Here is a 26,462-nt window from a genome sequence, read left to right as displayed (position 1 = left end):
TCTGTCGTCGGACCTCAGGCTGCCGCAGCGACCGTTTGCGGCGCGTCGTCGCCGCTCAGTGCCGCGGCGAGCTGGGCCTTGTCGAGTTCGCCCTCCCAGCGAGCCACCACGATGGTGGCAACGGCATTGCCGACCAGATTGGTAAGAGCACGGCACTCGGACATGAACCGGTCGATGCCAAGGATGAGAGCCATGCCGGCAACGGGAACGGCGGGCACCACGGCCAGCGTCGCCGCCAGGGTGATGAAGCCGGCGCCGGTGATGCCGGCGGCGCCCTTCGAGCTCAGCATGGCGACGAGAAGCAGCAGGATCTGGTCACCCCAGCTCAGCTGGATGCCGGTGGCCTGCGCGATGAACAGCGCCGCCAGGGTCATGTAGATATTGGTGCCGTCAAGATTGAAGGAATAGCCGGTGGGAATGACGATGCCCACCACGGACTTGCGGCAGCCAGCTCGCTCCATCTTGTCCATCAGGCTGGGCAGTGCCGCCTCGGACGAGGAGGTACCGAGCACCAGCAAGAGCTCTTCCTTGATATAGCGGATCAAGGCAAGGATCGAGAAGCCATTGTACCAGGCGACGGCGCCAAGCACGACCAGCACGAAGAGCAGCGAGGTCAGGTAGAAGGTGCCGATCAGCATCAGCAAATTGGCCACCGAGCCGATGCCATAAGCGCCGATGGTGAAGGCCATGGCGCCGAAAGCACCGATGGGGGCAGCCTTCATCAGGATGGCCACCAGCCGGAACATGCCACGGGAGATCGAATTCAGCACGACCATCAGCGGTTCGGCCGCGCTGCCGATCTGGGCCAGCGCAATGCCGAACACCACCGAGAAGAACAGAACCTGCAACACGTCCCCACCCGCCAGGGCGCTGATCGGGTTGTTGGGAATGATGTTCATCAGGAAGCCAGTGATGGTCTGGTCATGCGCCTTGGCGGCATAATCGGCCACCGCCTTGGGATCCAGCGTGGCCGGATTGATGTTCAGTCCCGCGCCCGGCTGCACGATATTGCCAACCAGAAGCCCGATGATCAGGGCCAGCGTGGAGAAGGTCAGGAAGTAGATGAAGGCCTTGCCGACGACACGGCCGAGCTTCTTGAGATCGCTCATGCCGGCAATGCCGGTGATCACGGTCAGCGCGATCACTGGGGTGATTACCATCTTCACCAGCTTGATGAAGGCGTCGCCCAGAGGCTTCAGGGACTTGCCGAGATCGGGATAGAAATGACCGAGCAAAATCCCCAGCGCGATCGCGACGAGGACCTGGAAATAGAGGTTTGCATAGAAGGGGCGCTTGCGCGGAGTTTCTGCCTTGGGCGTCTCGCTGAGGGCGATCATCTGTTCCTCCGTGGGGCCTTGGCAGGCGGCCTGGCCCAAAGGGTTTCCTCGACGCCGCTTTCTGTTAGCGGCTTCCCTGCGAACAGCAAGTCTCGTGCCAACCCGTTAAAACATTGATATTGCTTGCTTTCCACAATTCTTACCCTATGACGACGCCGGCCCTATTGAGCGAAGTCCCGCACATCGGCCTTGCTCCTGTGCGGATTTCCGCACATGTTCGATATGAAGGATGACAACGGAAACCCATGAGCGGAGCGGCGCAAAGACGGCGAAGGCGACGGATCGAATGGCTGATTTTTACTGCCCTCAGCCTGGCGAGTCTGGCGCTCGCCGTCTGGCTCGCCGGCAATTATGGCACGCGCCAGGCCGCCGACGCCCTCAGGGCCCAGGCCGCCGGCAGCGCGACGCTGGATATTGCGGTCCTGCGCAGCGAGCTGGAAAAGCAGCGCACGCTGTCGCTGGTGCTGTCGCGCGATCCCGACGTTCTGGCGACCCTGAGCACGCCGGATACCGCCCATATCGGCGCCATGAACGCCAAGCTAGAAAGCCTGAACGCCGGCGCGCGTTCGGCTGTGATCTATCTGATCGACCGCACGGGCCTGGCGATCGCCTCCTCCAACTGGAAGGAGGATATCAGCTTCGTCGGCACCAACTATGCGTTCCGCCCCTATTTCACCGAAGCCGTGGCCAAAGGTGACACGGAGCATTTCGCTCTCGGTACCGTCAGCCAGCGGCCCGGCCTTTACATCGCTCGCCGCATCGACGGCCCGGGCGGCATGCAGGGCGTCATCGTGGTCAAGGTGGAGTTCTTCTCTGTCGAGGAAGACTGGCATCGCTCGGGCGCCATCGTCTACGTCACCGACCCCCGGGGCATCGTACTGCTGACCAGCCAACCGGAATGGCGCTTCATGGCGCAGGCCCCGTTCACCGCCGAGGAAGCAGCGAAGATCCGAACTTCGCTGCAATTCGGCGATTCGCCTTTGACGGTCTTGCCGATCCGGCGCGGCCAGGCGATGACACCGGGCGCGGATTTCGTCTCCCTGCGCGGCAGCGGACTGCACCTTGCCAGTGTAAGCGAGGTACCTTCCACGAATTGGCAGCTGCATCTGCTCGAGCCCGCCGCACGAGCGCTCGCCGCCGGCGCCGCGACCTTGCGCTCCATCACCTTCGCCGTGGTCGGCGCCACACTGGTCCTGCTCGGCATCCTGCTGCACAGGCGCCAACGGGCGATCGCGCGGACGGCCGAACTCACCGAGGCCCAGATCGAACTCGAGCACCGCGTCGAGGCGCGTACGCTCGACCTCAGCCAGAGCAATGCGCTCCTCTCGGCCGAGATCGACGAGCGCCGCAAGGTCGAGGCCAAACTGCAGACCGCGCGGGACGAACTCACCCAGGCCAACCGCCTTGCGATCCTCGGCCAGATCACGGCGGGCCTTGCTCATGAGGTCAATCAGCCGGTCGCCGCCATCCGCAGTTTTGCCGACAACGCCGCCATCTTTCTCGATCGCAGCGAGCCGCAGCCCGCACGCCAGAACCTGGCGACCATTGCCGGGCTAACCGAGAGGATCGCCGACATCATCGCGCAACTGCGCCGCTTTGCCCGCAAGGCCAGTGGCGATATCGGTCCGGTTGCCCTGCAGGACGTGCTCGATGGCGCACTGCTGCTGGTCGGCATCAGGGCAAGGCGCCAAGGGGCCGAGATCGAGGTCGAGCCGGTCGCGGAAGATCTCCAGGTGGTGGCCAATCGCGTGCGGCTCGAACAGGTGCTGGTCAATCTCCTGCAGAATGCCCTGGAAGCACTGGAAGGACGACCCGAGCAAGCCATCCAGATCGGCATCGCCGGCGATGGCGACCTGGTCCGGCTCGCCGTCACCGACAACGGCCCCGGCCTCGCGCCTGAGGTGACGGCCAATCTGTTCACGCCCTTTACCACCACGAAGTCCGGCGGGCTCGGCCTCGGGCTGGTGATTTCCAAGGACATCGTCGAGGAATTCGGAGGCCGCCTGGAGGTGGAAAGCCGGCCAGGCCAAGGCTGCCGTTTCCTGATCACCCTGAAGCGGGCGGAGAAAGAAGGATGAACGGCATGGGCAACGCTTCGGTATTTCACGTCGTTCGATTTCCTGCTCCCGTCATTTCGAGCCTGGCAAAGCAATCAGGTCTCGCCCCTCCGCGAAAGACTGGATTGCTTCGCTGCGCTCGCAATAGCGCCTCGTCGACCAGCCTCCTTCCGGAGAGGCGCACGCCATGACCGTCAGCCCCCCCTTTCCCGTTGCCTTCGTCGATGATGATGCCGTCCTGCGTGACGCCAATGCGCAGACGCTACGGCTTGCCGGATTCGAGCCGTTCCTGTTCGAATCCGCCGTCGAAGCCCTCAAGGCCATCGACGAACGCTTTCCGGGCGTGGTGATCACCGATCTGCGCATGCCGCGCATCGACGGCATGGAATTGTTCCGCACCCTGCGCACCCGCGATCCCGACCTGCCGGTGATCATGATCACCGGCCATGGCGACATCGCCACCGCCGTCGAGGCGATGCGCGAGGGCGCCTATGATTTCCTGTCCAAGCCCTTCGCCTCCGACCGGCTGATCCAGAGCGTGAGGCGCGCCACCGAAAAGCGGGCCCTGGTGATGGAGAACCGGCGCCTGCGCCAGGCGGCGGAGGAGGCCCACGCCCCCTCGCCCCTGCTCGGCGACGCTCCCGCGATGGAGCGCCTGCGCGAAACGCTGAAGGCGGTGGCCGATGCCGATATCGACGTGATGATCGTGGGTGAAACCGGCACCGGCAAGGAATTGGTGGCCGACCAGCTCCACCATCTCGGCCGCAGGCGCAGCGGGCGCTTCGTCGCCCTCAATTGCGGTGCGCTGCCCGAGACGGTACTGGAAAGCGAATTGTTCGGGCATGAAAGCGGCGCCTTCACCGGCGCGCTGAAGAAAAGGGTCGGCCTGATCGAGCATTCGAGCGGCGGCACGCTGTTCCTGGACGAGATCGAGAGCATGCCGCTCAGCGCCCAGGCCCGCCTGCTGCGCGTGCTCGAACAGCGCGAGATCACGCCGCTCGGCTCCAACACGGCCCGGCAGGTGGATCTGCGCGTGGTCGCCGCCGCCAAGAGCGATCTCGGCTCCCCCGTCCACAAGGCCAGCTTCCGGGAAGACCTGTTCCACCGCCTCAATGTGGTGACGCTGCGCATTCCGCCCGTGCGCGAACGGCGCGAGGACGTGCCCTTGCTGTTCGCCGTCTATCTCGACCGGGCCTGCCGGCGCTTCCAACGGGAGGCGCCAATGCTGACGCCTGTCGTGCGCCACCACCTCGCCAGCCACGACTGGCCCGGCAATGTGCGCGAGATCGTGCATTTCGCCGAGCGTGTGGCGCTGGGCCTGGCCGAGATCGACCTGGCGGCGACCGGCAAGGCGCCCCCGCCCCCGGCGGCGGACCAAGGCGCCTCCCTGCCCGAACGGCTGGAGCGCTACGAGGCCGACCTCATCCGCGAGGCCCTGACCCGGCACAAGGGCGACGTCCGCGCCAGCCTCGAAACCCTCGGCATCCCGCGCAAGACCTTCTACGACAAGCTGGCGAAATACGGCATCAACCGCGCGAGTTTCGAGGCGGGAGAATCGTAATCTCCGGGTACGCGGGCATCTTGCCCTTCGTCCCTTCCAGAGTGCGCCGCGTTTCCAAGAGCGGGCAGGATGCCCGCGCGCCCTGAAAAACAACGGCCCTCCCCGCTGGCGCGGGAAGGGCCTTCATGACGTCAGGGAGTGACGATCGCCTTAGAACTGCGCCGTCTCGGTCGAATGTTCCATCGCCGTGGTCGAGCTCTGGCCTTCGCCCAGAATGGTGGCGACAGCGTCGAAATAGCTGGTGCCGACCTCGCGCTGGTGGCGCGTTGCGGTGAAGCCGTCGGCTTCGGCGGCAAACTCGGCCTGCTGGAGCTGCGAATAGGCGGCCATGCCATCCTGCTTGTAGCGGCGGGCGAGGTCGAAGGTGGTGTAGCTGGTGTTGTGGAAGCCAGCCAGCGTGATGAACTGGTACTTGTAGCCCATCGCACCCAGCTCGCGCTGGAACGCCTTCATCGCCGCCGGATCCATATGCTTGGCCCAGTTGAACGAGGGCGAGCAGTTATAGGCCAGCATCTGGTCGGGGTGGACCTTGCGCACCGCTTCGGCGAAGCGCTTGGCGTCGGGCAGGCTCGGCGTCGAGGTCTCGCACCAGATCAGGTCGGCATAGGGCGCATAGGCGATACCGCGGGCGATCGCCGCCTCGAAGCCGCCCTTGAGCACATAGAAGCCTTCCGGCGTGCGCTCCCCGGTGATGAAGGGCCGATCGGCTTCATCGACATCGGAGGTGATCAGGCGAGCCGCCTCGGCATCGGTGCGGGCCATGATCAAAGTGGGCACGCCCATCACGTCGGCCGCAAGGCGCGCCGCGTTCAGCGTCTTGATGAAGGTGCGCGTCGGCACCAGCACCTTGCCGCCAAGATGGCCGCACTTCTTTTCCGAAGCGAGCTGGTCCTCGAAATGCACCGCGGCGGCGCCGGCCTCGATCATCGCCTTCATCAATTCATAGGCGTTGAGCTGGCCGCCGAAGCCGGCTTCGGCATCGGCGATGACAGGCACGAAATAATCGAGCTGTTCGCCGCCCTTGCCGTCGACGCGCTCCATGGTCTGGATCTGGTCGGCGCGCTGCAGGGCCTTGTTGATGCGGCGCACCACGGAGGGCACGCTGTCGACGGGGTACAGGCTCTGGTCGGGATACATGTTGCCCGAGGTGTTGGCATCCGCCGCCACCTGCCAGCCGGACAGATAGATCGCCTCCAGACCTGCCTTGACCTGCTGCACGGCCTGGTTGCCGGTGAAGGTGCCGAGCGTCGGCACATAGTCGCGCTTGTGCAGCAGTTCCCACAGGCGCCTGGCGCCATTCTCGGCCAGCGTCTGGCGGATCGGCAGCGACCCAGCGAGCCGCTCCACGTCCCGCGGCGTGTAGTTGCGGCGGACGTTGCGCCAGCGATCCGGCGCCCATTCCGGGGCGGGGAAGGTCTCGGCGGGACGGTTCTTCTGGGTATCGAGCATCACAAAGTTCCTAACGTGGAGACGTGTAAAGAAATTGACGGCGGGAGTGCTCTTCACCCTCCCCCTCCAGGGAAGGGTGAAACAAAGTCAATTGCGCCGGGTGCGGGTGAAGGTGGCGGCGATCATCGACTGGCCGTCGAACATGTGTTCGGAAGCGCCACCGCCCACGCGGGTGAAGCGATGCCGGCCGATCTTGTGCACGATCGAGAAGTCCCGATCCGCCAGGCCCTGGGCGTGGTACTCGGCGTTGATCTCGGCCATGCTGGCGCCGATGATGGTGATGAATTCGTCGTGTTCGTTGCTCTGGCGCATCTGGTCCATAACGCATTCCTCCGTGCCGCGTTTCGTGTTAAGTCAATGATTGACACCGCGGCGCAATAAAGCAAGACGTATCGCAATTCCGGGGCGTCAACCGGAAAAGCGCTGTAAAGAAAATTTTGTAATGTTGTAAATCGTGTAAATATTTACAACATTCCGGAACCAGGGACGAACGATGACAAGCGCCATGCAAGAGGCCGATCCGCGCATCGGCGGCAAGATTCAGCGGCTGCGCCGGCAGAGCCGGATTTCGCAGGCGCAGCTCGCCAGCTCGCTCGGCATTTCGGCGAGCTATCTCAACCTGATCGAGCACAATCGCCGGCGCATGACGGTGCCGCTGCTGTTGAAGACGGCGAGCTATTTCGGTGTCGACGCCACTGAACTCGCCGAGAACGACGATTCGCGCCTGGCCGGCGACCTGATGGAGCTGTTCGGCGACGACCTCTTCGCCGACAGCGACGTCACCAACCAGGATGTCCGCGATCTCGCCAGTTCCAACCCGCAGATCGGCCGGGCCATCGTGCATCTGTTCGATCGCTTCCGCTCGCTGCGCAACAGCAATCAAGGCGCAACCTCGGCGCAGGAGGCTGGCTATCACGTCGCCACCGATGCGGTTTCGGACTTCCTGCAGGCCAATGCCAACTATTTCCCGGGTCTGGAGGCCCAGGCCGAACGCATTCGCGGCGAGATCGACAATCTCTCCGATTCCTTCGAGCCCGGCCTGAAACTCTACCTCTCCAACGTATTCGGCGTGCATTGGCGGCTCGCTCCCCTGCCCCAAGGCCTTGCCGGGCGCCTCGGCCGCGACGAGGAGACCTTCGAGACGGCGGACGTGCTCTCGCCCGAAAGCGCCACCTTCACGGCCGCCCACCGCCTGGGCCTGCTCGCCGCCTCGCGCGAGATCGAGCATCTCATCACCGAGAGCGCCTTGCCGGCCGATGCACCGGCCCTGGCCCGCCATGCCCTCGCCGCCTATTTCGCCGGCGCCGTGATCATGCCGTATCAGTCCTTCCTCGCCGCCTGCCGGGAGACGCGCTACGACATCGACAGGATCGCCCGGCGCTTCAAGACCAGCTTCGAGCAGGTCTGCCATCGCATGACCACGCTGCAGCGCCCCGGCGCCAGCGGCATCCCGCTGCACCTGATCCGCACCGACATCGCCGGCAACATCTCCAAGCGCTTCTCGCTCTCGGGCATTCACATCCCGCGCCATTCCGGCGCCTGCCCGCGCTGGAACGTCTATGCCGCCTTCCTGCTGCCGGGACAGATCAACATCCAGATCAGCCAGATGCCGGAAGGCACGCGCTATTTCTGCATTGCAAAGTCGTTGACAAAGGGCGGCCATCGCCACAATGCGCCCCGGCGCCATCTCTCGATCGGCCTCGGCTGCCACATCTCGCATGCCGCCGAGATGGTCTATTCCGACGGCATGGATGTTTCCAATTCCGCCCAGGCCGTGGCGATCGGCGTCGGCTGCCGCATCTGCCCGCGCCTCGACTGCGGACAGCGGGCCCATCCCCCCGCTGAGCACAAGCTGGTGCTGAACGAGCACGAGCACGCCGAGAGCCTCTATTCGCGGATCTGAGGCCGTTCGACGTAGCGATGCGAAGAACGTCGAGCCTCACCGGGCGCCGAACCACCGCGACAGGGCCTTGGAGGCCTCCTCGAGGCCCTGCCCGGCCTCGCTGGCCCAGGCGACGACGCCATCGGGGCGGACCAGCACAGCGCTCAGACCGAGCCGGCCATGGACGTCACCGGCGACATAGTCGATCCGGTCGTTCCAGCGCGATGCAAGGGCTCGCCGCTGCGGCTGGGCATCGAAATCCAGGAAAATGCCTTTGGCTGCCCTGAGGAGCTCGGCAAGCCTCACACCTTCCCTCAACTCGAAATCGGGTGCGCTGCGGCCCACCAGCGGATGATCGTCGCCTAGATCGTAGCGCAGAGACACGCCCCACACCCGTTCGGCGAAATAGGTCGCGCCGTCGCGCGTCTCGACGAGGTCGCGGATGATGGCTTCGAGCGCGCGCGTGCTGGCGGTCGGCCGCATGATCGCAACCTGGGCGCGGGACCAGTCTAGGATCCGCGCGCCCACTGGATACCGTTCCTCGAAATAGCTGTCGAGCAGACCGACCGGGGTATCGCCCCGGATCGTGGCGGCCAGCTTCCAGCCGAGATTCATCGCATCGCCAAGCCCGAGATTGAGGCCCTGGCCACCCAGCGGAGAATGAATATGGGCGGCATCTCCGGCCAACAGCACCCGCCCTTTCCGATATGCCGTCGCCTGATAGGCGCGATCCGTCCAGGTCGCGGCGCGCTTGAGGGTGGTCAGGGTGACATCGATGCCGGAGACACGCCGAAGTACCGCCTGGACATGGTCGAGCGTGATCGCCTGGCTTCGATGGCAGGCGCCGCCATCGAAATCGACCATCGCGATCGTCCCGGGCGGTGAATAGGTGTACATGCCCGTCGGCGTGTAGTGGCGGCCCGGACTGAGCCCGTCCGGATCGGCCATTTCGATGTCAACGGAATAGCCGGTGAATTCGGGGTCGGTGCCGGCGAACCCAAAGCCGCCGGCCTTGCGCACCGTGCTGCGGCCCCCGTCGCAACCGACCAGCCAGCGCCCGTGCAAAGTCGAAGTGCCGGCACGAATGGCCACGTCCTCGTCCGATTGATCGAAGCCCTCGACACCGATGCCCCGCCTGATCTCCACGCCCATGGCATGGGCACGCGCGGCCAGGACGGTTTCGAGATGCTCCATCGTGACCGCAAGGCCGGAAGTGGCCGGGCTCGGCAGGCGATAGGGCCATTTCGAAGCATCGATGTTGTCATGAAAGAACTGGATGCCGGCGAAATGTCCGCCGGGTCGGCGGGGCTGCTGCATCCAATGGGCAGCAGCCTGGGCAGCGCGGCCTGAACCGTCCTTCGCGGGCTGCGAGGACGCGATGTCGTCCAGCAAGCCGCGACGGTAGAAGGCTTCCGCCGTAGGCACCGACAAGCCCCTCAAGCCGAAGGGAAGCCGCTTCAGGGGGGATTGCGGATCTTCGTTCTGCTCCAGCACCAATACGGACAGATCCGCAAGGCGCAGTTCACAGGCCAGGAACAGGCCGACCGGCCCTCCGCCGGCAATCACGACATCATACAGCAAGGGATAGATCCTCCATCGCGCTGGTGAGCGCTAATCTGCCCTCAAGCATCGCCTTGGCGAAAGGCTCCATAGCGGCCCCAATCATCGCTTGAGGCATGTCACCAATACCGCTATAAAATTACACTGAGTGCGATTTTTTATTACACTCAGTGTAATTTTGCAAGGGGTGACGATGGAGCCTGTTCGCATGGAAGACCTCTCGTCAAAGCCGCAGGGCCTGCGGGAGCGCAAGCGGCGAGAAACGTCCGGGCGCATCGTCGAAGAAGGCCTGAAACTGTTCGTGAAACATGGCTATGACGGCACGACGCTCGAGGCGATCGCGCAGGCATCCGGCATCTCGCGCCGGACCTTCTTCTATTATTTCAAGTCGAAGGAAGACGTGCTGCTGGCCGCGCATGACGGTGGTTTCCGGGAAGAACTCAAGCCGGCCATGCTGGCGGAGTCCCCCGAGCAGCGCCCGCTGGCTGCCGTCCAACACTGCCTGATCAAGCTTGCTTCCCGGCGCGAGACCAAGGAGTCCATCGTTTTCGACCGCCTGATGCAATCGACCGAGGCCCTGCGCGCACGCAAGGAGGCCGGCTTCGTCGAGACCGAGCGCATCCTGCTGGAGGCGATGTGCGAGCTATGGCCTTCCCCCGAACGGCGGGACGGGCTTCGGCTGGTGGCGATGGTGGCCATGGGCACCCTGCGGCTCGCCCTGGAGAGATGGAAGCAGAGCGAAGCTGCGCGTCCTCTCGCCCATTATGTCGAAGAAAGTTTCGGCCTTTTGGCGAAGGAGTTCCGATGACGGCCGCGGTTCCAGAGCGGGGTGTCGGAACGCAGGCTGTCCTTGCCCGCTCTCCCCATCACCGCTGCAGCTCTGCCAATAGCAACGGCATTGCGACTTGACCGATCAGGCACCGTCATTGCGAGCGCAGCGAAGCAATCCAATCTCCAAAGCGTGCCACGCGTGCCTCTGGATTGCTTCGCTGCGCTCGCAATGATGCGCGCGTCAAACATCACGACCATTGGTATAGACTGTCGCCATGTCCGCCCCCACCCGCAAGATCATCCATATCGACATGGATGCCTTCTACGCTTCCGTCGAACAGCGTGACGATCCCTCATTGCGCGGACGGCCGCTGGCCGTGGGCTATTCGGAACGCCGCGGCGTGGTCGCGGCGGCGAGCTATGAGGCGCGAGCCTTCGGCGTGCGTTCGGCCATGCCTTCCTCGACCGCGCTGCGCAACTGCCCCGATCTCATCTTCGTCAGGCCGCGCTTCGAGGTCTATCGCGCCGTCTCCCGCCAGATCCACGCCGTCTTCGCCGAGTTCACACCGCTGATCGAGCCTCTGTCGCTGGACGAGGCCTATCTCGACGTCACCGCGAACTTGCAGGGCCTGCCCAGCGCGGCAGCGACGGCGCAGGCCATCCGCACGCGCATTCTCGAGGAAACCCGCCTCACCGCCTCGGCCGGCATCTCCTACAACAAGTTCCTGGCCAAGCTCGCCTCCGATCACCGCAAGCCCAATGGCCAGTTCGTCATCACCCCAGCCATGGGACCGGCTTTCGTGGAGACATTGCCGGTGGCCAAGTTCCACGGTGTCGGCCCGGTCACGGCCGAGAAGATGAACCGTCTCGGCATCATGACCGGCGCCGACCTCAAGGCGCAGCCCCTGGAGGATCTCGTCCGCTATTTCGGCAAGGCCGGGGCCTGGTACCATGCGATCGCACGGGGCGAGGACAGCCGGCCGGTGGAGCCCGACCGCCCGCGCAAATCCTCGGGCTCAGAGACGACGTTCTCCGACGACCTGACGAAGCCCGAGGATATCGAGGCCGGAGTCCTCGCCATGGCCGACGAGGTCTGGGCCTGGTGCGAGAAAACCCATGCCTTCGGCCGCACCGTGACGGTGAAGATCAAATATGCCGACTTCCAGCAGGCCACCCGCAGCCGCACCCTGGCTGCACCGGTGCACACCCAGGAAAGCCTGCGATCCGTCAGCCTGGACCTCATCCGTAGCGTGTTCCCGCCAACGAAGGGCATCCGCCTGCTCGGCGTCACTCTATCGGGTTTTGCGTCGGAGGAAGTTTCGGACAGCGACCAGCTCGAACTCGGCTTCGAGGAGCTCTGATCGCCGAGAACCTTGCCCCGTCCGTCCGCCTTTCGCCACTTGACTTAAAGTTCACTTGAACTTGTATGAAACGAACCTGAGTGATTCAGGGAGTTTCGATCGATGAGCATTCATACCGATCTCAAGGGCCTTCGCGTCGCCGTTACCGGCGGCACCTCCGGGTTGGGGCTGGCCCTCGTGCGGGCGCTGAGCGGGAGAGGCGCGCAGGTCGCCTTCGTTGCCCGCACCAGAGAGGCCGTCGAGCGCGTGGCCGCGGAAACCGGTGCGCTCGGCATTGTCGGCGATGTCGGATGCAAGACCGATATCCATCCGATAGCCCTGCAGATCACCGGCAAACTCGGTGGTCTCGACCTCCTCGTCAACAATGCCTCCAGCCTCGGACCGGTGCCTCTCGCCTTGCTGGCCGATACGCAATGCGAGGAACTGGAGGAAGCCCTCGCGACCAATCTGGTCGGCCCTTTCCGCCTGACCAAGGCCTTGTTCGGTGCCCTCACGGCTTCGGCACGGCAGGGGCGCGACGTTGCCGTGGTCAACATCACCAGCGACGCGGCCGTCAACGCCTATGTCGGCTGGGGTGCCTATGGCGCCAGCAAGGCCGCGCTGCAGCATCTCACCGCCATCTGGACCGAGGAAGCGCGCGATGAAGGCGTGCGCTTCTTTGCCATCGATCCCGGCGACATGGACACGCTCCTGCATGCGCAAGCCGTTCCGGAGGCCGATAGATCCGCGCTCAAGCGCCCGGAAGAAGCGGCAGCCGACATCATACGCGCCCTGGGCCTGGATCAACCGCGCCTCGCCTTGACCCTGGAGATCCGGCCATGATCGCCGCCGGCAATCCCGAACCAGGCGCTGCACGGCTGCTCGCCGTCTCCGACACCGGCAAGATCCGTCATTTGCCACGCAGTGCCCTGTCGCTGCTGTTCAGCCCCGGCGACCTGGTCGTCGCCAATGATGCGGCCACCTTGCCCGCCAGCCTTGCCGGCAGCCATGTCGACAGCGGCAGACCAATCGAGGTCCGGCTTGCCGCCTGGGTTGCGCCCGGCGACCCCAGCCGTTTCATCGCCGTCGTCTTCGGGGCGGGCGACCACCGCGTGCGCACCGAGGACCGCCCTGCGCCACCCCAGTTGTTCGCCGGCGACAAGCTCGAGCTTGGCCCGCTGACGGCCGAGGTCGAACGCCTGCACGGTTATCCCCGTCTGGTAACGTTGCGTTTCTCTGGTCCCTCGGAGCGTATCCTCGCCGGCCTGGCGCGGCACGGGCGACCGATCCAATATGCCCATGTGCCCGAGCCTCTGGCGCTTTGGGACATGTGGACGGCGATCGCAGCCGAACCCTTGGCGTTTGAACCGCCCTCGGCCGGTTTTGCGCTCGATTGGCGCACGATCGCCGACTGGCGACGGCGCGGCGTCGGCTTTGCCAGCTTGACGCACGCCGCCGGCATTTCCTCGACAGGCGATGCGGTGATGGATCTGCGCCTTCCCTTCGACGAGCCCTACCGCATCCCTGCGGCGACCGCGACCGCGATCGCGCGCACGAAAGCCGCCGACGGACGTGTGATCGCCATCGGCACCAGCGTGGTGCGGGCGCTCGAACATGCAGCCTCGGCAACCGGAGACCTCCGAGCTGGCGACGGCGTGGCACAGGGTCGAATCGGGCCGAAATCGAGGCTTCGTCTCGTCGATGCCATTCTCAGCGGCGTCCATCAGCCGGGCGAAAGCCATTTCGAATTGCTGCGCGCCTTTGCCGACGACCTAACGCTCGACCGCGTCTGCCTGATGCTGGAAGCCTGGAACTATCGCGCCCACGAATTCGGCGATTCCGTGCTGATCGAACGCCGGACATCGGAGCGAAAAGAACGGGGCGCAAATCGGCCGGCACGCCTTACGGCAACCTCCCTGTGGGCGGGGGCGGCCCCTACTCCATGAGGGCCGCCTTCATGAAACAGACCATGGTGGCGTGGACGGGCTCGTCGCCGACCACGCGGATGGCATGCTGGCGGTCGCAGCGATAGCGCAGCGTCTCGCCGGGCTCCGCCCGTTCGCGCACGCCGGCAACGTCGACCTCGACCACGCCCGCCAGGATCGACAGGCATTCGACCGAGCCACGCTGATGGGCGTCGCTTTCGAGCACCCCGCCCGGCTCGGCCCTGAAGTCATACCATTGCAGCCATTCCACCGTCTTCAGCCAGCCGACCACCGCCAGGCGGCACTTGCCGTCGTCGGAAATGATCACGGGCGTATCGACACGGGTGGTCTTCTCGATGAAGGGCTCGTCGTCGCTCGAACCCAGCACTCTTTCGATCGAAACGTCGAGAGCCTGGGACAGGCGCCAGATCGTTGCCAAAGTGGGGTTGGTCTCGTTGCGCTCGATCTGGCTGATGATCGACTTGGCCACGCCCGACTGCTCGGCCAGTTCCGACAGCGAGAGATTATAGGCCTTGCGCAGACGCTGGACCGTCTTGCCGAGTTGCCCCGATAGCGCAACCGCGCCCGCATCGAGTTCACCCCGCCTGTCCAACCCACTCATTGCCAGCCTTTCGTTTGTTATGACGAACGATCGTTTGTTCCAGCGGACAATAGGGCGGAGCGAGGTGAGAGAAAAGCCCTTTGATGGCAGGAGCGACAGGATTGGACAGATCGCCATCCCCTAGAGCAAAGCGCGTTCAAGCGCGAACGCTTGCTTGCTCTAGCTCCTTGTACCGACGCGTCTTTGCGATTCGAGGAGACTCCGTCAAATCGCAAAACGCTATGGCTGAGTCGAGCCCGATCACGGCGGCCCGCAAGCCCACAAGCGCGACTCCCTCTCCCGCCCGGATCAGCGTATGATCCGCGCGGTGGCGTTCGGCCGACAAGGCCTGGGTGCAGGGATTGACCGGGATGTCTGATGGGCGTGGGACATAAGGATTCGGGCGAGCCGGTTTTCTGGTATCGGCCACCGGCCCCCCGCCTCGCCGCGCTGGTGAGCGGCATCTTCGGTTATCGCGAGTATGGCGAGGCCATGAACGGCCTGGTCGAGGCCGCTTCCTTGACCGTACCGCTGATCGTCAATTTCGGCAGCCCGTTCCGCATCGGCCTTGGCCGCAAACCAACTGCCCTCGACAGCCATGACAGCTTTGCTGCCGGCCTGTTCGCCGGCCCGATCATCATGGATTCGGACGGGGCGGCCCAATGTATCCAGATCAATTTCACGCCGCTGGGCGGCCGGCTGTTCTTCGCCAGGCCGATGAGCGAATTTACCGATCGCATGGTGGCGCTGGATGACCTCGAAGACCGGGATGTCGGCCGGTTCGCCCAGCACCTTGGCGAATTGAACGCCTGGGAAGCCCGTCTCGACCTTGCCGAGCACTTCGTCGAAACGCGTCTCACCCAAGCAGACCACGCCCGTGCCGACATCGGCTGGGCTTTTTCGGAATTGATGCGCAAGGGCGGCGCCGTCCGCGTCGGCGCGCTCGCCAGGCACTTGGAGTGGAGCCGCCGTCGCCTGATCGCCGGGTTTCGCGAGGAGATCGGGCTGCCGCCCAAGGCCGTCGCCCGCATCATCCGCTTCAATGCCGCCCAGGCGCTCGCCGCCAGCAGCACTGCAGCCGGATGGGCCGACATCGCGGCGGCTTGCGGCTATGCCGATCAGGCCCATCTCACCCGCGAATTCGCGGCCTTGGCCGGCTGCCCGCCCACGGCCTGGCGCCCCGCCGCGTAACATTTCTTCAAGACCGCCTGGATCCATGCAGGCACAGTCAGCTCCGGTTCAACAACGGAGATCTGTTCATGCCTTTCTCGCCCACCGAAGCCCCCCGCATCTATCCGACCCTGCGCTACAACAATGCCGGCGCCATGATCGACTGGCTGCAGCAGGCCTTCGGCTTCACCCTGCACGTGCGTTACGGCGAGGGCGACAGCGTCGATCATGCCCAACTCGCCCTCGGCTCCTCAATGATCATGATCGGCAGCACGCGTGACGATGGTTTTTGCAAGATCGTCGGGTCGCCGGGACCGGGCGGCGGCAAGTCGATCTATATTGCCGTCGACGACGCCGACGCCGCCCATGCCCGCGCCAAGGCCGCCGGCGCCGCGATCGAGGAAGAGCCTGTTGATCGCGACTATGGCAGCCGCGAATTCATCTGCCGCGATCCGGAAGGCAATGTCTGGGCCTTCGGCACCTATTGGCCGAAGGCGGCCGAACCGGCCGGGCCTTGAAAAGCGAGACCATACCGAGTCGTGAAAATAATGACCCATTTGCCTGAAATGCCCCTGGGAGCGCGGACGTCCCTACGACACTCGAACGAGTGCCGGACGATCCGCTCCTCTTTTCCTGCAGACACGGCGTTTCCAAGAGCGGACGAGGACGTCCGCGCTCCCAGGGACTTCTCGTTCATGAGTCAGCGTCTTCGCGACCTGCATCATCTTCCCACCGAAACGCGCCCTTCCGAAGTTGCCGCGTACAGAAATGAGGTGGCCGCCGGAATCGAGACAGGCAACTCGCAGTAGGGAAATTCAAAACAAGGTGGGATGAAATGGCCCGCCGGCTTGCCATTGCTCAAGAGAGTACCAACGGATATCGCCGAATAGGCCGACGTTGCGCAGCCACTTCTCGACCAGACCAGCAAGCCCGTTCATTGCTTCGGGAAAATGCGGCCGCATAACGGCGAGACATCGACCGTCGCCAAGTGCTTCGAATTCAATTCGATGAAATTTCCGTTGATACCAGGAGACCGCCACGATCGCCCTGGCGTCGAGGCATTCGATTTCTCGCGTAATGTGGTTGGGATCGGCTTCGAAGCCTTGCTTGAAGTGAGTGAGAAAAGATTTTGCTGCCTCTGGCACGTTAACATTGAACGCCGTGGCCCCGATGGCCCCGAATGTAACGTGCGATCTGCGCACGGAGCAGGCATCGGGCGGAGGCGGAAAATCACACTGATCGCCCTCGCCCATTGCCACCAACCGACGGCCAATTTCGGGATCGCGCCCCTGATAGCGGATGCATGGCACCTCGGCCCCCCGGACAGCGGCCAGCGTCCTGTAGATTTCATCCGGAGTAGTCGGCTGACGCACCACGACACAGGATGGCAAATCAACGTCTGTCGCCCAAGCAAAGATCTCGGGTGCGAGATCGAGCGGCACTCCACAGGTTACACAGCAGTCGTCATCGACATAGAAATCACCGACGCAGTTCTCCGGATGCGGGCGAACATCCGTCGGTGGTTTCCACATCACCGCTCTTCCTACTCCGCCGCCAGCTTCCCGGCCTGCGCGTCCTGGATCGTGCGCCACACCACCTCGGGCGTCGCCGGCATGTCGAGCCTGGTGACGCCGACTCCGCGCCTGAGGGCATCGATCACCGCATTCATCACCGCCGGGGCAGCGCCGATGGTGCCGGCCTCGCCGGCCCCCTTGACGCCGAGCGGATTGTTCTTGCAGGGGATGTTGCGCGTCTCGAAATGGATGAAGGGCAGATCGTCGGCCCGCGGCAGGGCATAGTCGGTGAGCGAAGCCGTGAGCAACTGGCCGTCTTCCGAATAGACCGTGCGCTCCAGCAAGGCCTGGCCGATGCCCTGCACCACGCCGCCATGCACCTGTCCCTCAAGCAGCAGCGGGTTCACCACCATGCCGAAATCATCGACGATGGTGTAGCCGAGGATCGCGGTGACGCCGGTCTGGGGATCGATCTCCAGCTCGCAGATATGCGTGCCGTTCGGATAGGTCGCCTCGCCGGGCTGATAGTCTGTCTCGGCGCTGAGCAGATCGGGCGTCGCCTTGGGCAGGCGGGCGAGCGCTGCGAAGTCGATGGCCTTGTCGGTGCCGACCACGCGCACCCGGCCGTCGACGATTTCGAGATCGGCGATGCCGGCCTCGAGTTCATCGGAGGCGAGTGTTTTCAGCTTCTCCGCCAGGGTCTGGCTGGCCCGGGCCACGGACGCGCCGCCCACCGGGATCGAGCGCGAGCCGCCGGTGCCGCCGCCCGTCTTGATCAGGTCGGAATCGCCCTGGATCACATTGATTCGCTCCAGCGGCAGGTCGAGATATTGCGAGACGAACTGGGCGTAGGCCGTCAGGTGCCCCTGCCCGTTGGTCTGCGTGCCGATCAGCACGGTGGCGGTACCGTCCTTTTCGAGCGTGACGCTGGCGGCTTCCTTCGGGCCGTCGGCGCAGGCCTCGATATAGGTGGACATGCCAATGCCGCGGAATTTGCCGGCCTTCTTCGAGGCCTGCCAGCGGCCCTTGAAATCACCCCAGCCGGCAACCTCCATCGCCTTGCGCATATGGCCCTCGAACTCACCCGAATCATAGGTGCGGCCAGTGGGCGCCTTGAACGGCATCTGTTCCGGCTTGACGAAATTGCGCGAGCGCACCGTATCGACCGAAAGCCCGGTCTCGAAGGCAATGGCGTCCATCAACCGCTCGATGAGATAGGCAGCCTCCGGCCGGCCGGCACCGCGATAGGCATCGACCGGCAGCGTGTTGGTGAAGACGCCACGCACCCTGACGTCCATGGCTGATATCGCATAGGCGCCGGTCGCCATCAGGGCGCCGAGCCACGGAATGAAGGGCCCGAACTGCGAAAGATAGGCGCCGAGATCGCCAATGATGTCGATCCTCACCGCCAGGATGCGCGAGCGCCGGTCCAGCGCCGCCTCGATGCGGCTGATATTGTCGCGCCCCTGGGTGTCGGCGAGGAAATGCTCGGCCCTGTCGGCGAACCACTTCACCGGCTTGCCCAGGCGCCGCGCCGCCTCCAGCGAGAGCGGATATTCGCGATACATGAAAGCCTTGGTGCCGAAGCCGCCGCCAACATCGCCGGTCTTCACATGCACCTTGTCGGGCTCGACCTTGAAGACATGGTTGGCAAGCGTATCGCGGATGGAGTGCACGCCCTGGCTGCCGACCGTCAGGGTGAAGCGCTTGCCGTCCCATTCGGCGAGGCAGCCGCGGGTTTCCATGTAATTGGCGACCAGGCGGTTGTTGACCACGTCCAGGGACACCACGCGGGCCGCCTTGTCGAAGGCCTTGGCCACTTTCTTGGTGTTGCCGATCTGAGCATCGAACGCCAGGTTCGAGCCGTGGTCGGGCCAGACCAGCGGTGCGCCCGGTTCCAGGGCAGCCACCGAACCGACGATGGCGTCGAGCGATTCGTAATCGACTGGAATCGCCTCGGCGGCGTCGCGGGCCTCGATGAGCGAATCAGCGACCACAAAGGCTACGGCATCGCCGACATGGCGCACCACGTCCCGGGCCAAAAGCGGATAGGGCTGCGGGCGCTGCGGCGAGCCGTCGGCGTTCTTCATCAAGGCCAGACACGGCAGGTCCCCGAGCCCATCGAGATCGGCCGCCGTGAGAATCAGCTTAACCCCCGGCATCGCCGCAGCGTCGGAGAGATCACCGATGCTGAAGCGGGCATGGGCATAGGGAGAACGCAGGACATAGGCCCTGAGCACGCTGGAACGCGATTCGTCGTCGACATAACGGCCCGTGCCCGTGATGAAGGACTGGTCCTCCTTGCGGCGCACGGCTTGGCCAACGCCAAATTTGGTGGGCGGCATACGGGACCTCCGGCGATTTAATGAATGGCGCTTTTGAATAGAGCCTTCGAATAGCACGCCGGAGCGCAATTTCAAAAAAGCTGAAGAATTTTTCCGTCACACGCTAGACACACACAAAGAGCTTTGCTACATCGCCGCCATCGAACGCGGCACCGCGTCGCGCTTCGGTGGTTTCGATGGGCGCATAGCTCAGTTGGTAGAGCAGCTGACTCTTAATCAGCGGGTCCTAGGTTCGAGCCCTAGTGCGCCCACCATCGAAACTCCTGATATCGCTGACGAAAAGCAAGGCGCCCCCAGGGGCGCCTTCTTTCGTTTCAAATCCCGTCGTCCCACGCGGCACCTCCGTTTTCCCTCCTGCCATGCAGGACGTGCAGAGATCGCGCGGCGATGGCCGCCGGCTTGCGGCTCGTACCAAACTCCTGGAGGTGGAAGATGCCGGCGAATGATGCCGTCATCGAGCCCGGATGATGGCGGCGTTGCCCAACAGAAAGTCGGCGCGCTGTCCTGGGAGCTTGTTTGAGAACATGCCGGCCCCGCGGCCGGCGATTACGGCATCCATAGTTCTGGCCCCTCCATTCTCGATGAATACTGCGCCCGCCGAAAATAACTACATGATGCCGCGACGTAATGTATATCGGTCAGAATTCGGGCGTAATCACGACCTGTATTTCCGACTATCCTTCATGTTGGAGATAAATCGATCTCAACGCGACAATCTTAGAAACTAATCATCTCAGATGATGACGTAGCCATGACATTCACCCTCCTAAAGAGTTAATATTTGCTTCCCGCCTACTCCTTATAAAATTTCATACAGGTGATATCATCAGTGTTACTGGACTGGGGGCATTCCAGAAAGAGCGAGTTACTGATCATGAACATCGCCTTCGAAAATAAAATAGAAAGAGGACCGCCATCAATTTCTGATGACATAGATCACATACTCGAAATCAGCGAACGAACATTTAAAGAAAATTACAACCTTCGACCTTTCAAAGTTCATCACACACTTTGCCGGAGCGGCCTGTTCGAGATCTCCGAGATCGTCAAAACTGCCCGCAGCATCATCGGGAGTGGCAATGCAGCCGATTTTCTCGCTCTCGATTTGAGAAAGGAATCGATCAGCAGCAAATTCACCGAGGCTACGCAGCACGATCGATTGACGGAAGTGATCGAACGCCTCGGCGAGGGAGGCTCCTGGATCAGGCTTTCGCGGACGCAGGACTATAATCGCGACTATGCCCAGGTTCTCGCCCGGCTCATCGACGAAATCGGGATCTATGCCGATCGTCCGTTCCGCCAGGAGGTGACCTGGGCGACCTTGACCGTGATTCTGACCTCACCGGGGATCTCTACCCCCTTCCATATCGATCACGAATCCAACTTCCTGTTCCAGATTCAGGGCGAGAAGGATGTCTGTCTGTTCGATCCCGGAGACCGCGAGGTTCTGCCGGAAATCGAGCTCGAACGCTTCTATGCCAGCAGCTACAATACGCCGAGCTACAAGCCCGAACTGCAGAGCCACGGCCAGATCTTCAAGCTGACGCCCGGCGAAGCCGTGCATCATCCGCCTGTGGCGCCCCACTGGGTCAAGAACGGCAACAACGTCTCGGTAAGCCTGAGCATTTCCTTCTGCATGCGTCCGTTGGAGCAACGGGCCAGAATCTATCAGGCCAATTTCATGCTGCGCCAGCTCCGGCTGAAGCCGAGACCACCCGGTTACTCCCCCAGGCGGGATGCCCTCAAGGCCAAGCTGGTCTCAGCCCTTGAAATGCCCAATCCCAAGACCTTCCAGGATATCGTCTATTCTCCGATGACCCGGCTGAAATCGCCCATGCAATTCCTGAAGAAAGTTTCCGGTCATCGAGGCAGCGCCTGAGAAGTCGACGTGCCTTCCGGTCGAGCTTCAACCGATCGACGGAACCGCCAAAAGAAAACCCGGCGCTGTCGGAACGCCGGGCCAAGGAGGTTGCTGTCTCGCTGAATCGCGAGCCGATGGTGATAAATTTCATATCACGTGATACGCGCGTGACATGAGAGCCACGCGGGCACGGTGGCCCCGGTCCTGCCATTCGCTACCAAAGAAAAAGCCCGGCGATACGCTACCTGCCGGGCCAAGATCGGATGCGACGTATCAGGCCGGTATTGGGACGGCCGACAACATGCGATGATTAGACCAAATGGTGTGACGGGAGCGTGATAGAACTCGGCGCGCTACGTCTCCGGCATTCACGCGGCCAATTTCCTGATGAAGAAACCGCTTGCTACCCATCTCTGCGCCCTGCTGCCAGCGCCGGCCGTCACGGCTTGGATAAACGCTTCACATTGGATCGAACCTTGCGCCGATAGTCTCGAACCACGGCACCTGGCGCCGCACCCGTCATCAGCTTGCCAGCGGCGTTCTGCGCGGCAGCGACTTTCTCGCTGATCATCAGCTTGGCCTCGCGCTCGGCGCGGCTTCCACCCTGCGCCAGCCGAAGCGTACGCAGCCAAATGGCCTGCTGCGATTCAAAAGCAAGCATCGACATGTCGTAAAACAGTTTGAACATCAGATCTCCTATGCCCTTGCGTAACATAGTCCGATGTTTGCGACGCAGCTATGTCGATCACGCAAGTCCGGCATTCACACCTGCCGCTCCTCCACGACTACAACACTCCTTCGCCACTTCCGTTGAAGAGGGCGACCTGCCCCTCCGGCCTTCGAGCCGGGGGGGGCTTCCTGCGTTTTGCTTCAGAAAGCGCTGGTGACGTCCTTGCGCATTTTCTTCACGACGGGATTGGCTCCCATCCACAGAAACAGCCGCGTCAGGGCCACAAAGAGCAGGAACAATCCGCCAAGCGCCAAGGGCACCAGCCATTGCTCCTCGCCGCGCAGGCGAAACGAGCCGAGGCTGCCCAGCTCCTGCCAACTGTCGGTCAAGGCAATGAAGCCGAAGATCACAGCCAGATTGAAGGCCAGCGATATCACGAAGCCGACAAGCGCTATCAACCAAGCTTTGACGCCCCTGGGCTTCATGCCGGTGCGGGTTGCATAGTATTTCCCGGTTCCCGAGCCTGCCGTCATCAAGGGCAGCACGCCCAGGAAGGAATTCTTGCTCATATCGATATGCAAGAAAGCTTCCAGCAAGAAGGCAATGACCACGACGGCGATCGCCGCAAGAACATATATCCATGAAAAGCGAAAGACGACTGCTCCGAATGAAACGGTATTGGTCGCCGGAACGTAACTATCCACTCACAAGCCCCCCAGGCTCAAACGAAACTCAGCAAGCTGTTTTCAGCCCGCATTCGACCGCCCCTCTAGCTGATTCTCCTTGCTGTTATGAGTTGTACGTTCGGACTAGTCAGTTCCAGGCGAAACTCTCAGTCACCTTTGCTCCCACAAAACGCCGGGTCGAGGCGTCCACCCGAGTGATGCATGCAGCCAAAGAAAAAGCCCGGCGCTAGACGACCTGTCGGGCCAGGATCTTCGGATGCAATGATGTCATCGAGGTGATGTCGGAGCATGGACGACAACAATCGATCAATAACCTGAAGGGTAAGACGGGGATGCGATATAGCTAAATTGGCCATTGTACCATGAGATCATGTCCCTGGGCTTCGTCTGTGTTCCGGTGTTCTTCGCCATGCGCAAAGATTATAAATATCGTCTATATTAAAGTATGCACCCCTAATACCTATGTATGGCCCAGCTGCGTCTGACGTCTAATTCTTATCTAAGTTTCGACGGTCTAACTCACGGGCGTTCCCACCCCGGGAACCCGGAGGCCCGGATGACAACCTCAGCAAGGCGTCCTCCCCGGGCCTCCCCCCTTTTTGGGCGATCCATCCCTTGCGTGATGCAACCGCGATTGAGCTTCCTCTCGCGGAGGACACGTGCCCGCCTGTCCTGATCCCGGGTCAGGAAGAAGTGAGCGAGACAATGCGCGTCCTGTGCGAAAACGCACACCCCCGTGCCGCGGCACAGGCTAAGCCGCGCATGGATCATCTCGATGGTCCACGCAGTGCATCTCGACACACCTCCATCAGACCAGAGCCCGCTCCATGATCGCCAGAGCCCCCCTCCTGCTGCCCGCCGCGTTGATGTGCCTGGCAGTGCTTGCGCCCACCGGGCTTGCCGCTCAAGAAGCGCCCATGGCGAACGCTCCTGCAATGGCCCCCGCTTGCGCTCCAGGCTTCCATTTCAATCAGTGGCGCAGATGCGTACCCAACCGCTCCATCAACGACGCCAGTCGCGACGCGTTCGATCCCCGACGCATGGCGTCGAGTGCCTCGGTCGGCCAGACATCGGAGCATCACAAAACCATTGACGTATGCCCGCCATCGCAGCGTCCCAATCACGCCGGCCAATGCATTCCCAATGGCTGACGGGCGGCCGGCACACCGCCTCGAAAACGATCGATCCTACCGAATGGCCCGCTCATCGACCGGCAGCAGGGTTACCCAAGGGCCCGGCGAGGCTCTTTTCTACCCTGTCGGGGGGCTCTAATAGCCCCTTCAGGCGGCGCGCTTGCGCAGGCTCTTGATGCCGCGCCAGACCAGGAACAGCACCACCGGTGCCGCGCACAGCATGGCAATGGCCTTGTCGACATGCCAGATATGGCTGACGCCCTCGATCATGTAGCCGATGATGGCAAGGGCATAATAGGAGATCGCGATGATGGACAGCCCCTCCACCGTCTCCTGCAGACGATATTGGCTTTCCGACGTGCGCGAGATGGTATCGAGAATCGTCTGGTTCTGGGTTTCCAGGCTCAGGCTGATATGGGCATTCAAGAGTTCCGCCGAGCGCTCCAATTTCATCGCCACCGCCTGCAGGCGCTTTTCCGTCGCCAGGCAGGTGGCTACCGCCGGTGTGGTCCGATTGGTCAGATAGCGGTCGATGGTGGTGAACTCTCCGATCGGTCGCTCGACGAGCTGCCGCAGGCGGGTGTCGAGCACGGCCGCATAAGCCTGGCTTGCCGCGAAACGGAAACTGGTTTCCTCGATACTGCGGCCAACTTCTGCCGACAGCGCATGGATGCTCTCCAGCGCCTCCCGGTTCTCCCTGGTCGAATGCGCATGGCCGACGCGTCCCATCACCTGGCTCACAGCCCCCTCGAACTGGCGGATCGTGGAGCCGAGCGCCCGGGCCACCGGCAGGCCGAGCAGGACGAAATTGCTGTAGGTCTCGATCTCCAGGAGCCGGCGCACCAGCACGCCACGGCGCAAGACGTTGCACTGGCCAGCCGCGAGTTCGTAGCGGGTGAAGCCGTCGCGATCACGATTGAAATCGGTCGCGACCTGGGCCCTGCCGTCATAAAGCTCGGAATAGCACAGGCTGATCGGGTTGAAGCCGACCAGCGCCGCTTCCGTGATCGTGTGGGTTTCTGTCAGGTCGACACGCGTGGCGCTGACCCGCTGCAGCCCCGCAAAGCAATCCAGGCCGATATCCTCCGGCCAGGGCTCGCGGTCGGTGAGATCGGACTGCCAGGTCAGGGTCGCGAATTCGTTGTGGAGTTCGAAGGTGGCCTTGCGCCCTCCCCGTTCCACCTTGATGTGGCGTGTACGTGCATCGTCGAAGGGCAGCACGGGCTGGCCGGCGAAAAGGGCGAAGCGCCGCGCCACCTCCTCCAGCGAAGGTCCGGCGTCCGCCGGCATGAAGGCGATCCTGCGGATGCGGGCCGAGGTTGCGATCGGCTCAGTCGGCCGGGCATGCAACTCGGCATAGATGGCCGCTCGCCCCTGATGGTCGGCAAACGGGGGCTCGCTCGCTTCGGAGACGCCGATCGCCGTCATCGTGATTTCTCCAATTCCATTGCGCCGAGCCTTTCGAAGCAATTTCCAGGCCAGTATTTGCTGGTTCACCCCACCTGTACCCGCAGGAAATACACGCCAGCGTTGCAGTGCGAAAGGCTGAACAAGTGCACTCGCCCGCCTCCATTTGACGCGGCACGGCCATTCTTTGCTTCTCATTGACGGTTGAGGCCCTTACACCGGCATGTCGCAATCGCCCGTCAGGAGCACGAGAGCCATCGTGAGTATCATCTTGGTCACCGGGGGCGCCGGCTATATCGGCAGCCATGTCTGCAAGACCTTGGCTTCATCCGGGTACAGCCCCGTCGCCTGCGACGATCTCTCGAACGGCAGAGAAGGCCATGTATGCTGGGGGCCGCTCGAACGGGGCGACATTGCCGATGCGGACTGGCTTGCCGGCGTTTTCGCTCGCCATCGCCCCAAAGCGGTCATGCATCTCGCCGCCTACGCGAATGTGGGGTCATCGGTCACCGATCCCTCGCCCTGCTATGAGGCCAATGTCGCAGGCACGCTCGCCGTGATCGAGGCAGCCCGGCACAATGGCAATTGCCCGATCGTCTTCTCCTCGACCTGCGCCGTCTATGGCGACGCCCCCGCTCTTCCGGTGACAGAAACCTCTCCCACGGCGCCTGTCAGCCCCTATGGCACCACCAAACTCATCGGTGAGCAGGCGCTCCGACACTACGACTCGGCCTATGGATTGCGGAGTGTGGTGCTGCGCTATTTCAACGCGGCCGGCGCCGACCCCGACGGGGAGATCGGCGAGCGGCATGCGACGAGCAGCCTCGCCATACCCAAGGCCATCCGGGCTGCCTTGGGCCTCGGCCCCGCCTTCAAGCTTTTCGGTACGGACTATGCCACGGCCGATGGCACAGCCATGCGCGACTATGTCCACGTCATCGATATTGCCGACGCACATCTGCGGGCCCTCGATCACCTGCAGGCGGGACGCGGCAGCCTCACGCTCAATCTGGGCAGTGGCCGCGGTGCCACCGTACGGGAACTGCTGAATGCGGTCGAAACCGTTACCGGGCACCCCGTACCGGTCGAGCCTCACCCCCGCCGTAGCGGCGACCCGGCCGCCCTCTATGCGAATATCGACAGGGCAGCCGATGCGCTGGGCTGGACCCCGGCCAATAGCGACCTCCACGATA

21 protein-coding genes and 1 tRNA gene are annotated in these 26,462 nt (G+C 63.2%); 12 read left to right on the top strand and 10 right to left on the bottom strand.

Features of this window, described 5'->3' with window-relative positions; translation table 11 throughout:
- Positions 1 to 14: 14 nt before the first annotated feature.
- Positions 15 to 1,337 carry a dicarboxylate/amino acid:cation symporter gene (locus tag BA190_RS33035; RefSeq protein ID WP_068298826.1) on the bottom strand — a complete coding sequence of 441 codons (1,323 nt, stop codon included), beginning with the start codon at positions 1,335 to 1,337 and terminating at the stop codon, positions 15 to 17.
- A 245-nt stretch (positions 1,338 to 1,582) separates the two neighbouring features.
- Here BA190_RS33035 and BA190_RS33030 point away from each other — a divergent pair, with 245 nt between their 5' ends.
- Together BA190_RS33030 and BA190_RS33025 are read left to right on the top strand one after the other, a co-directional pair.
- Entirely contained in the window at positions 1,583 to 3,415 is a 1,833-nt protein-coding gene (locus BA190_RS33030; RefSeq protein ID WP_068298740.1) for an ATP-binding protein, read from the top strand.
- Positions 3,416 to 3,581: 166 nt separating this feature from the next.
- Positions 3,582 to 4,955 carry a sigma-54 dependent transcriptional regulator gene (locus BA190_RS33025; RefSeq protein WP_068298737.1) on the top strand — a complete coding sequence of 458 codons (1,374 nt, stop codon included), beginning with the start codon at positions 3,582 to 3,584 and terminating at the stop codon, positions 4,953 to 4,955.
- A 150-nt stretch (positions 4,956 to 5,105) separates the two neighbouring features.
- On the opposite strand, the gene aceA is transcribed toward BA190_RS33025, so the two are convergent.
- Positions 5,106 to 6,404 carry an isocitrate lyase gene (aceA, locus tag BA190_RS33020; RefSeq protein ID WP_068298729.1) on the bottom strand — a complete coding sequence of 433 codons (1,299 nt, stop codon included), beginning with the start codon at positions 6,402 to 6,404 and terminating at the stop codon, positions 5,106 to 5,108.
- An 87-nt stretch (positions 6,405 to 6,491) separates the two neighbouring features.
- Positions 6,492 to 6,725: a hypothetical protein gene (locus BA190_RS33015; protein WP_068298726.1), complete on the bottom strand. Its 234-nt coding sequence runs from the start codon at positions 6,723 to 6,725 to the stop codon at positions 6,492 to 6,494.
- A 172-nt stretch (positions 6,726 to 6,897) separates the two neighbouring features.
- Between BA190_RS33015 and BA190_RS33010 the strand changes: the two genes are divergently transcribed.
- Positions 6,898 to 8,307 (top strand): short-chain fatty acyl-CoA regulator family protein, encoded by a 1,410-nt coding sequence (locus BA190_RS33010; protein WP_245315031.1) that lies wholly within the window; start codon positions 6,898 to 6,900, stop codon positions 8,305 to 8,307.
- A gap of 36 nt (positions 8,308 to 8,343) precedes the next feature.
- Here the strand turns inward: BA190_RS33010 and BA190_RS33005 are convergent, their stop codons facing one another.
- Positions 8,344 to 9,867 carry an FAD-dependent monooxygenase gene (locus tag BA190_RS33005; RefSeq protein ID WP_082980217.1) on the bottom strand — a complete coding sequence of 508 codons (1,524 nt, stop codon included), beginning with the start codon at positions 9,865 to 9,867 and terminating at the stop codon, positions 8,344 to 8,346.
- A gap of 187 nt (positions 9,868 to 10,054) precedes the next feature.
- Here BA190_RS33005 and BA190_RS33000 point away from each other — a divergent pair, with 187 nt between their 5' ends.
- The 4 genes from BA190_RS33000 to BA190_RS32985 all read left to right on the top strand — a co-directional run bounded on the left by BA190_RS33000 (position 10,055) and on the right by BA190_RS32985 (position 13,903).
- Entirely contained in the window at positions 10,055 to 10,654 is a 600-nt protein-coding gene (locus tag BA190_RS33000; RefSeq protein ID WP_068298712.1) for a TetR/AcrR family transcriptional regulator, read from the top strand.
- 238 nt (positions 10,655 to 10,892) lie between these two features.
- Positions 10,893 to 11,978 carry a DNA polymerase IV gene (gene dinB / locus BA190_RS32995; RefSeq protein ID WP_068298707.1) on the top strand — a complete coding sequence of 362 codons (1,086 nt, stop codon included), beginning with the start codon at positions 10,893 to 10,895 and terminating at the stop codon, positions 11,976 to 11,978.
- Between the two features lie 102 nt (positions 11,979 to 12,080).
- A complete protein-coding gene (locus BA190_RS32990) occupies positions 12,081 to 12,800 on the top strand; it encodes an SDR family oxidoreductase (protein WP_068298704.1) in 720 nt (239 codons plus the stop codon).
- On the top strand, positions 12,797 to 13,903 hold the full coding sequence (locus tag BA190_RS32985) for an S-adenosylmethionine:tRNA ribosyltransferase-isomerase (RefSeq protein ID WP_068298702.1): 1,107 nt from the start codon (positions 12,797 to 12,799) through the stop codon (positions 13,901 to 13,903). The genes BA190_RS32990 and BA190_RS32985 overlap by 4 nt, the downstream gene beginning before the upstream one ends.
- Here BA190_RS32985 and BA190_RS32980 read toward each other — a convergent pair.
- Positions 13,893 to 14,504, bottom strand: a complete 612-nt coding sequence (locus BA190_RS32980) for a helix-turn-helix domain-containing protein (protein WP_068298698.1) — start codon at positions 14,502 to 14,504, stop codon at positions 13,893 to 13,895. The two genes, BA190_RS32985 and BA190_RS32980, sit on opposite strands and share 11 nt — an antisense overlap.
- Before the next feature lie 357 nt (positions 14,505 to 14,861).
- Here BA190_RS32980 and BA190_RS32975 point away from each other — a divergent pair, with 357 nt between their 5' ends.
- Complete coding sequence (locus BA190_RS32975) at positions 14,862 to 15,674, top strand: helix-turn-helix domain-containing protein (RefSeq protein WP_068298693.1); 813 nt, start codon at positions 14,862 to 14,864, stop codon at positions 15,672 to 15,674.
- 68 nt (positions 15,675 to 15,742) lie between these two features.
- Positions 15,743 to 16,171: a VOC family protein gene (locus tag BA190_RS32970; RefSeq protein WP_068298690.1), complete on the top strand. Its 429-nt coding sequence runs from the start codon at positions 15,743 to 15,745 to the stop codon at positions 16,169 to 16,171.
- 297 nt (positions 16,172 to 16,468) lie between these two features.
- Here BA190_RS32970 and BA190_RS36655 read toward each other — a convergent pair whose 3' ends face one another.
- On the bottom strand, positions 16,469 to 17,185 hold the full coding sequence (locus tag BA190_RS36655; RefSeq protein ID WP_068298687.1) for a ferredoxin: 717 nt from the start codon (positions 17,183 to 17,185) through the stop codon (positions 16,469 to 16,471).
- Positions 17,186 to 17,196: 11 nt separating this feature from the next.
- Positions 17,197 to 19,512, bottom strand: a complete 2,316-nt coding sequence (locus BA190_RS32960; RefSeq protein WP_068298684.1) for a xanthine dehydrogenase family protein molybdopterin-binding subunit — start codon at positions 19,510 to 19,512, stop codon at positions 17,197 to 17,199.
- 178 nt (positions 19,513 to 19,690) lie between these two features.
- Between BA190_RS32960 and BA190_RS32955 the strand changes: the two genes are divergently transcribed.
- Positions 19,691 to 19,766, top strand: a tRNA-Lys gene (locus BA190_RS32955).
- 620 nt (positions 19,767 to 20,386) lie between these two features.
- The gene (locus BA190_RS32950) at positions 20,387 to 21,391 is read left to right on the top strand and encodes a cupin-like domain-containing protein (protein ID WP_068298682.1); all 1,005 of its coding nucleotides are present in this window, start codon (positions 20,387 to 20,389) and stop codon (positions 21,389 to 21,391) included.
- 421 nt (positions 21,392 to 21,812) lie between these two features.
- On the opposite strand, the gene BA190_RS32945 is transcribed toward BA190_RS32950, so the two are convergent.
- From BA190_RS32945 to BA190_RS32930, 3 genes are all read right to left on the bottom strand, one after another.
- Positions 21,813 to 22,061, bottom strand: a complete 249-nt coding sequence (locus BA190_RS32945; RefSeq protein ID WP_068298675.1) for a hypothetical protein — start codon at positions 22,059 to 22,061, stop codon at positions 21,813 to 21,815.
- A 182-nt stretch (positions 22,062 to 22,243) separates the two neighbouring features.
- On the bottom strand, positions 22,244 to 22,747 hold the full coding sequence (locus BA190_RS32940; protein WP_256390563.1) for an ABZJ_00895 family protein: 504 nt from the start codon (positions 22,745 to 22,747) through the stop codon (positions 22,244 to 22,246).
- 1,262 nt (positions 22,748 to 24,009) lie between these two features.
- Positions 24,010 to 25,290: a DUF3422 domain-containing protein gene (locus tag BA190_RS32930; protein ID WP_068298662.1), complete on the bottom strand. Its 1,281-nt coding sequence runs from the start codon at positions 25,288 to 25,290 to the stop codon at positions 24,010 to 24,012.
- A 238-nt stretch (positions 25,291 to 25,528) separates the two neighbouring features.
- Between BA190_RS32930 and galE the strand changes: the two genes are divergently transcribed.
- A partial coding sequence (gene galE / locus BA190_RS32925) for a UDP-glucose 4-epimerase GalE (protein WP_068298660.1) occupies positions 25,529 to 26,462 on the top strand: 934 nt, incomplete at its 3' end.

It is taken from the genome of Labrys sp. WJW, from assembly GCF_001676615.1.
In the GTDB taxonomy this organism is placed as follows: Bacteria; Pseudomonadota; Alphaproteobacteria; order Rhizobiales; family Labraceae; genus Labrys; species Labrys sedimenti.
The sequence above is the reverse complement of the archived record's forward strand: the minus strand, read 5'-3'. Positions and strand labels throughout refer to the sequence as shown.